Source organism: Okeania sp. SIO2C9, from assembly GCF_010672455.1.
Classification (GTDB): Bacteria; Cyanobacteriota; Cyanobacteriia; order Cyanobacteriales; family Microcoleaceae; genus Okeania.
The window spans coordinates 1-7,192 of the sequence record NZ_JAAHGO010000158.1; the positions used below are offsets into that span (position 1 = coordinate 1).

The 7,192-nt window shown below is 40.7% G+C and carries 3 protein-coding genes; all 3 read right to left on the reverse strand.

The window, feature by feature from the left end:
- Positions 1-674 (reverse strand): condensation domain-containing protein (locus F6K23_RS39545; protein ID WP_293166538.1); only part of this gene is annotated, 674 nt, incomplete at its 3' end.
- The gene (locus tag F6K23_RS39550; protein ID WP_293166539.1) at positions 671-5,248 is read right to left on the reverse strand and encodes a non-ribosomal peptide synthetase; all 4,578 of its coding nucleotides are present in this window, start codon (positions 5,246-5,248) and stop codon (positions 671-673) included. The genes F6K23_RS39550 and F6K23_RS39545, both read right to left, overlap by 4 nt.
- Positions 5,249-5,273: 25 nt before the next feature.
- Positions 5,274-7,192 (reverse strand): condensation domain-containing protein (locus F6K23_RS39555; RefSeq protein ID WP_293166541.1); only part of this gene is annotated, 1,919 nt, incomplete at its 5' end.

Consider the following 7,192-nt stretch of genomic DNA (forward strand, 5'->3'; position numbering starts at 1 on the left):
GCCGAGAGTTCTTTGGGTAATACTGTAAGTGACCAGCCATCGCTTGCTATGTGATGTAATGTAATTTGCAGTATGTGTTCTGTTGTTCCTAGTTGAAACAACTGAGCCCGTATGGGGGGGTCTACTTCCAAATTGAATGAAAGTTCATTTTCTTGTTGGAGTAGTTGTTGTAGTTTGGTGGTAGCTTCTGATGATGTTAACTCACTTAGGTCAATTCTGGGTACTTTTAGTTCAAAGGGGGGTTGAATTATTTGTACTGGTGTACCGTTAATTTCACTGAAGGTGGTTCTCAGGGTTTCATGGCGAGCCATGATTTCGTTGAAACTTTTTTGTAGGGCTACATAGTCCAATTGACCTACTAGATTTAGGGTCAATGGCATATTGTAGGCATTGCTACTCAAGCCCAATTTTTCTATAAACCATAGCCTTTGTTGTGCAAAGGACAATGGGATGACTTGCTCCCTAGAAACTGATTGAATGGAACTAGCTACAGATTTCTGAGTTATTTGTACTTCTCGAAGAAACTCTAAAATTTCTGTCTTGCGCTCCACTAGATTCTGTTTTAGCTCTGCTGTCATTGCTCCCTTGGGAGCATAACATTCGAGTTGCTCTTGCTCTATCCAAAGTTTAACACCCAGATTTTGCAGGTAAGAAATAAAATCAACTGTTTTCATAACACAAATCTCTCATATTCTTCTGTTTCTGAAATTAACGTAGTCTTATCTTGGGGTAGCTGACGCACCACTTCAATATTTTTAGCTATGCCAGCAATAGTTGGTGACTCAAATAAACCCTGTAAAGTCAGTTCATTGCCAAAACCCTGTCTTACCCGAGACACAACCTTCGTTGCCATCAAAGAATGACCACCCAAATCAAAGAAGTTATCGTGTATACCTATCTGTTCTATACCCAACACTTCTTGCCAAATCTCTGCTAATATCTTCTGTGTTTCTGTCTGAGGAGCCACATACTCCGTTAACACACTACTTGCCATATCCGGCACAGGCAAAGCCTTACGGTCTACCTTACCGTTAGGAGTCAGAGGCAGTTGCGACAACACCATCAACCCTGATGGCACCATATACTCTGGCAACCTCGACTCCAGATACTCTCTTAGCTGCGGTATCAGTTCCTTTCTCAACTGGGAACTCAAGGGATTATTCCCATAATTCTCCCAGTTACCTGCTACCACCGATTTTTGAGTTAGGGGTGTTAACACTATCCCTTCAGAGGCCAACTCACTGCGCACAAATACCCCATCCATCAATTCCGGACTTCCCTGACCAGACCAACACAACTCTAAGCTATACCCACAAGAAGCACTTAGTTTATATAACCTCTCTGGGTCGATACTCTTGATTTCCTTTGACTCTAACTTTTGCCTTAACTGCTGCACATTCTGTTTTGACTCTGGCTGTGATAGCAACTCTACCAACTCTACATCATTCGCTACTCTGCTATTGACTAAACCACTAAAGCATATTGATTCGGGCTCTTGCTCTCGCAGATAAGTTTCTATCTCTTGAACACTTAGAGCCTCTCCACTTTCTACAGTCGGTGTTATTACTGTTCCTGGTTGTGCTTCTATATGCAACAGTACGCTATAGCGATATTTAGTCATTTCATTGTGTTCTGTTCCCCTCTGTAAACGTATCTGTACATGAGTTATTTCTGGATATTTTTCTTGAAGAGCTAGAAATAACTCTGGTGACAATAACAACTCTTTCTCCTGCTCCATTTGTCTGTCTATCTTGGCTTTGAGTTGTTGTCGTGACAGTGAGGGAGTTGCTTGATATAGTTGCACCGAACTGTGAAAGGCTCTCATTAATGGTAAACTGCGGATATCCCCTAAGAATATCATTCCTCCTGGTTTGACTACCCGGATACTGTTTTCTATTACTTGCAACAGATACTCCACACTCGGGAAATACTGGACTATGGAACTCAGCAATACGGCATCGAAACTGTTAGGAGCTACATCAGCCATTTCTTCAGCTCGTTTCTGTGCTAAGGATACATGACTATATTTGTCTGGTTCCTGTTCTATTTGTTGCTTTATGTATTCTAATGAGACGTTAGAAATATCTGTGCCTAAATATTTTTCTGTGTACGGTGCGATTTGAAATAGCAGCATTCCCGTGCCACAGCCTACTTCCCATACCTTCTGGGGCTTATGAGCTAATACTTGAGACACAATATTCTCTGCCCAGACTCGCATTTGTAGCTCTGGTATCGGTTCTTTATCATAACTGCTGCGCCAAATTGATGTGTTGAATAAGGAATCAGCAATCTCAGTATCCCTAGTATCCACTTGTTGGTTGAATATGTCTTGCCAACTACTGATTTGAGTATTTGATAGTTCTGGGTTTGAACTGGCGGCAATTTCGGTTTCGGGTACTATGTATGCGACTAATCGTTTGTCTCCTGGATTGTCTTCTCTTGCTACTACCACTGTTTTTTTGACTGTGGCATTTTGATCTAGAACTGTTTCTATTTCCTGAGTTTCAATCCGGTAACCGCGAATTTTTACTTGATTGTCTATTCTACCTAGATATTCTATCTGACCATCTGGCAAATATCTGGCTAAATCTCCTGTTTTGTAAACTCGAGCATTTGCTTGCTCTCTAAAGGGGTTGGGTATGAATTTTTCTTTGGTTAACTTTGGTTGATTCAAGTAGCCCCGTGCCAGTCCTTCTCCTCCTATGTATAATTCTCCCGTTACTCCCACAGGCACTGGTTGTAAGTTGGAGTCTAGGATGTACATTTGAGTATTATAAATTGGTTTACCTATGGACTTTATGGGCTGTTTTTTCCCATTAACTTGCTTATAACTCCCGTTTTTGTCACTGTTGGTTGAAGATTCTAATTTATTGGCTGATGACCAGATAGTGGTTTCTGTTGGTCCATACATATTCCAGACTTCAGCTTGTGTCTGTAGAAGCTGATTTGCTAGTTTTTCTGGTAATGCTTCTCCTCCACAAAGAACTTTGAATTTTTTTTGTGGTGTGCTTGAAGATTTCTGATAATTTCCTTGCCATCCTGTACTCAGAAGCATTTGCCAGGTAGCCGGAGTTGCTTGCATTACTGTTGCACCAGAATTTTCAAGGGCGGACAACAATTGCCTACCGTCACTAGCTACTTCTCTAGTGACTATGACGACCACAGCTCCTACTATTAGAGGCAGATATAGTTCTAATGCTGCAATATCAAAACAGATGGTTGTCACTGCCAGAAGTGCATCTGAGTCTGTGATACCCGGTATCTGACTCATTGACTTTAATAAATTTGTCAGGGAACGGTGGTTAATTTGTACCCCTTTGGGTTTACCTGTGGAACCTGAGGTATAGATTACATAGGCTTGGTTATCTGGCCTTACCCCACTCTCCATAATATCTGTGTAATTTTCTTGAGAAATTTCTCCCCAGTCAGCATCTAGGTAAATTACTTGTTGCTTATTCAACAAAGGGTTTCCTTGAGCTTGATGTTCTTCTACTAATTTATTAACTAACTTTTCTGTCGTTAGTAATACAGATGCTTGAGAGTCAGCCAAAATATAACTGATACGTTCTTGTGGATAGTTGGGGTCTAATGGCACATAAGCTCCTCCAGCTTTAAGTATGGCTAATAAACCTACTACCATCTCTGCTGAACGCTCTACACATATTCCCACTAGGGTTTCTGGAACTACTCCCAATTTTTGCAAATAATGGGCTAGTTGATTAGCTTTGCTATTTAATTGGGAGTAGGTCAGCTTTTGCTCTTCAAATACTACTGCTACTGCATCTGGGTTTTTCTCTACCTGCTCCTCAAATAACTGATGGATACATTTATCACCTGGGTAATCTGTTTTGGTATTGTTCCACTCTACTAACAACTGCTGTTGCTCTTCGTTTGTCAATAGAGGTAGTCGTCCTAACTCAATATTTGGGTTTGCCACCATTGCTTCTAGCAAAGTTTGCAGATGTCTCAACATCCTAGCAATAGTATCTGCTGCAAAACGACTGGTATCATAGCTAATCTTGAGTATGAAATCTTCAGTCGTTACTCCTACAAATAAGGTCAGGGGATAGTTAGTTTGACTAAAACTATCTAAACCTACTATTTGTAAATCTGGAATTATCTGCAAGAGAGATTCCTCAAAGGGATAGTTCTCAAATACTAAAATGCTTTCAAATAAAGGTAATATTCCTGGTATTTCACTCAGCAGCTTAATCTTTGTTAAAGAGCTGTAGGAATATTCTTGTAATTCCAACTGTTTTTGGTTTAACTGCTCTAGCCAAGGAATAAGCTGTGTTTTTGGAGTAACTTGCACCCTTAGTGGCAAAGTATTAAGGAATATTCCCACCATCTCTTCCACTCCTGACAAACTGGCTGGACGACCAGAAACTGTTATTCCAAAGAGTACATCAGAGTTGTCACTATAGCGACTTAGTAGCAAAGCCCAAGCTGCTTGCACTAGAACATTAGGAGTGAGACGATACTGCCGAGCAAAAGATTGGAGAGCATTAGCTGTTGTCTCTCCTAAAGTTAGTTGTTGGTGTTGGTAAGATGGTAAATGTTGTAATTCCTGCTGTTGCCGTTTCTCTACAACTAATGGGGTGGGAGTCGTAAAACCTTGCAAAGTTTTTCGCCAAAAACCTTCAGCTCCTTCCAAATCTTGCTGTTGTAGCCAGATAATATAATCTTTGTAGGGAGGGACAGGAAGTAGATTGCACCTCTGACCTTGATTGGAAGATTGATAGTAACTCGTAACTTCCTTTAAAATTATAGGAAAGCACCAACCATCCATGAGAATATGGTGAAAAGTCCAGATAAACTTATAAGTTTGATTAGCTAGCCTAATTAATGTACACCTCATCAGAGGTGCTTTATTCAGTTGAAAGCCTTGGTTGCGGTCTCTCTTCAAGAATGCTTCCAGTTTTTGTTGTTGCTCCATTGGGGAGATATTTTTCCAATCAAGGTAGCTCCAAGGCAAATCCACCTGTTTTTTGACCACCTGCAAAGGCTGTTGACGACCCTCCCAAAGAAATAGGGTTCGCAAAGCTCCATGTCGCTGCAATAATTGTTGCCAAGACTGTTTGAATATTTCTGCATTCATTTGGCCAGAAAATGTTAGCAAAATTTGTTCAATATAAACTCCTGAATTAGGAGCATAAAGGGTGTGAAACAAGAGTCCCTCTTGCATGGGAGAAAGAGCATATATTGATTCAATATTTTTGCTTTTTTGATGTTTTTGTGATCTTATCATTGTTGAGCTCCAGTATTAATATTCATCAATCACCAATTTCTGTAATTATATTTTCTATTTCTTCCTGAGTCAATTCAACAGTGGAAAAGTCTGATGGAGTATACCCTCCTACCTCTGGAGACTGACAATAAATAATCAAATTTCGCAAAGTTTGTATGTACTTCTCAGCCAGATTAGCAATCGTCGTATCTTTATGGATGCAACTATTGTAAGTCCAGATAATTTGCAACTGACCTTCTGCAATTAAAGAATTAATACCCAATAAATGGGTACGGTTTCCTTGAATACTTTGATTTGGCCCTGTTGAATCCCTGGTTGTTTGCCAACCCACTTTTTGAAATTGACTGCTATTAAACTGACCCAAGTAGTTGAAACTTATTTCTGCCTTTGGCAATGCTGCCAACTGAATACGAATGTTTTTATCAGGACTTAAATACCGCAGAATACCGTAGCCAATACCACGTTCGGGAATCTGCCTCAACTGTTCTTTTATAGACTTCAGTGCCTCCCCAATATCTTCTGATGACAGTTGTAGCTTGACTGGGAACATACTTGTAAACCACCCCACTGTCCGGGATAAATCTACATCTGCAAATAACTCTTCTCGTCCGTGCCCCTCTAAGTCTATTAGCACTGTTTCTGTTCCTATCCAGTCTCCTAAACTCACGACTAAGGCTGTCAGCAATACATCATTTATTTGAGTGTTGTAAGCAGATGGGACTTCCTGTAGTAAAGCCTTTGTTTCCTCTTGACTCAATCTCCCAGTCACATTCACAGCATTGCCCATAGTGTTGTTGGCTTGTCCCTCTGGATAATCCATCGGTAAGGAAACTATCCCTGACCAGGGCTGATCTAACCAATATTCCAGTTCTTTCTGGCACTTTTGAGATTGTCCATACTCTACTAAACGAACTGCCCAGTCTTGAAATGCCGTAGTTTTTCTTGGTAGTTTTATGGTTTCTCCCTTGGACAATTGATTGTATGCCTCAAATAGGTCTTCTAGCAATATGCGCCAGGATACACCATCTACTGCCAAGTGATGAATGATTATCAGTAAACGTGCTTCAGTTTGGTTGCCCAAGTTAAACAGCACGACTCCCATTATGGGACCATCAGTTAGGTTTAAGCTGGCCTGTTGTCTTGTTGCTGTCTCCTCTAACAGACTTAGTTGCTCATTTTCTGAGAATTTTGATAAGTCTACGACTTGGAATGGTATTCTTTCTGAGAGACCAGAATTTATTTGCTGCCAATAATTACTTGTTTTATGGTATCGCAAACGTAGGGCATCGTGATGTTCTAGTATTTTTTCAACTACTTGGAATAGCAAATCTGGTTCGATCTGGGGTGACACTGATAACAGCATAGATTGGTTGAAATGGTACATCTGTTGGAGGTTTTGTTCAAAGAACCAATGCTGAATTGGAGTCAATGGTATTTCCCCTGTCACTATACCCTGCTGATGTTGAACGTTAGTGAGCACTCCTGCCACCGCTGCTTGTTCGGCGATGGTTTGATTTTGGAATAGCTGTTTTGTTGTCAGTTGAATACCTGCTTCTTGGGCACGGGCAACTATTTGAATACTAATAATTGAATCTCCTCCTACTTCAAAGAAGTTATCATGTATTCCCACCTTTTCTATACCCAATACTTCTCTCCAAATCTCTGATAATAACTTTTCTGTTTCCGTCTCAGGAGCTACATACTCCGTTAACACACTACTTGCCATATCCGGCACAGGCAAAGCCTTACGGTCTACTTTACCGTTAGGAGTCAGAGGCAGTTGCGACAACACCATCAACCCTGATGGCACCATATATTCTGGCAACCTCGACTCCAGATACTCTCTCAACTTTGGTATCAGTTCCTTTCTCAACTGAGAACTCAACGGATTATTCCCATAATTCTCCCAGTTACCTGCTACCAACGATTTTTGAGTTAGGGGTG

Bases quoted from the DNA above. Each gene is read 5' to 3' on its own strand.
- F6K23_RS39550 (WP_293166539.1), bottom strand. From the start codon at position 5,248: ATGATAAGATCACAAAAACATCAAAAAAGCAAAAATATTGAATCAATA.